Here is a 1,338-nt window from a genome sequence, read left to right on the forward strand (position 1 = left end):
TTGGTTTCACATCGGGGACGATTCCTTCGAAAATGAAATGGGAATTGTCGATTTTCTGAACTAACTCAAGTGGCATTTCCTTCCCGTCAATGTTTCCGGTTATCACTTGCTCACCCATTAGTATTACAAAGTCATCAAATTCAACTTCTAATTGGATTTTCTCTCCTGGACGATATGGGACAGGTTTTTTAGCTGCTAGATTAAGTGACCTGATTGCCGGTTTTGGTGTCGGTTTGTACTTATCCCATTTCATAAAATCAAGGTTGAATTTCATAAAATCCATTACAGTATTTGCTGTTCCCTCATAGAATAGGCCAATTTCTCCGTTTGGTAAGTTGGTGAGACTTGAATATCCATAATGGCCTTCTTTTACAAGCTGGCTGTATTTCCAGTCAAATTCATACTTTGGCTCACCATTTTCATAGGCTCCAGCTTCTTCAATTAACCCGACTTTAACCGTTCCATCGACTCTGCTGTTCGAATCACTTGCACTAGAGAAGATGATGGCTTCCTTGCCATCAATCTGTCCGTTATAACGGACGGCAGACATTTGGCTGTATGGTGCAGTCAGAGCCTCCTCCGTCACGACTTCAGAATCCCATGTTTCGCCACCATCAAAGCTTGTCGCAATTTGCGCATAGCCTGAGTGATTCCGCATGAATAGTTTTAGCTGACCGTTAGGCATTTCGACCACTTGCGACTCGGTGATTTCGTGAGAATAGTCTGTGAAATATCGTTCGTTAATCGTTTTTCCATCTACGACTCTGCCTTCATTAGGAGACTCACCGCGCTGCCAGGTTTTTCCGTTATCATCACTATAGATGACCGCACTAGCCTGTCTGTTATATTCATTTAAAAAATACACTGGGAATACAAGTCTTCCGGCATTTGGGCCTTCCGTCAACTGTATGCCGTTTCCGGGACCTGTTCCTAAGAAGATCATCCATTCTTCTTTTACCTCATCATTCAAATCAATTGGGCCTTCCCATGTTTCTCCCTCATCATCGCTGTAATACAATTCAAGATAGGATGTTTTATGAGGCTTGAGGGGAGAAGTTTGACTGAAGTAATTGTCAATTTTCTCGCCATTTACATATAAATTTCGATCTTCATCAACTGAATAATCGGTGGGTTCACCACTTTCAGCATAGACGACGCCGTTTTCACGAATGGTATATTCATTGTTGTTTTCATCTTTCAAATACAAGTATTGCTGTCCATCCACACTCTTGAAACCAGTGCCTTTATAGGCGTTATTGCCAAAGCCGCCCATCAGGCCGGCCCCATGAGGGAACCCGTCAACAAGTGAAAAGATCCGGCCATTCGTTTGATCCTGCA

Annotated in this window: 1 protein-coding gene; it reads right to left on the reverse strand. The window is 42.8% G+C overall.

Annotated features, from left to right (window positions below; all coding sequences use genetic code 11):
• Positions 1 to 1,338: sialidase family protein (locus HP456_RS24010; RefSeq protein ID WP_172255683.1), on the reverse strand; the 1,338-nt coding region annotated here is incomplete at both ends.

The organism is Bacillus haikouensis, from assembly GCF_013179555.1.
Taxonomy (GTDB): Bacteria; Bacillota; Bacilli; order Bacillales; family Bacillaceae_B; genus Rossellomorea; species Rossellomorea haikouensis_A.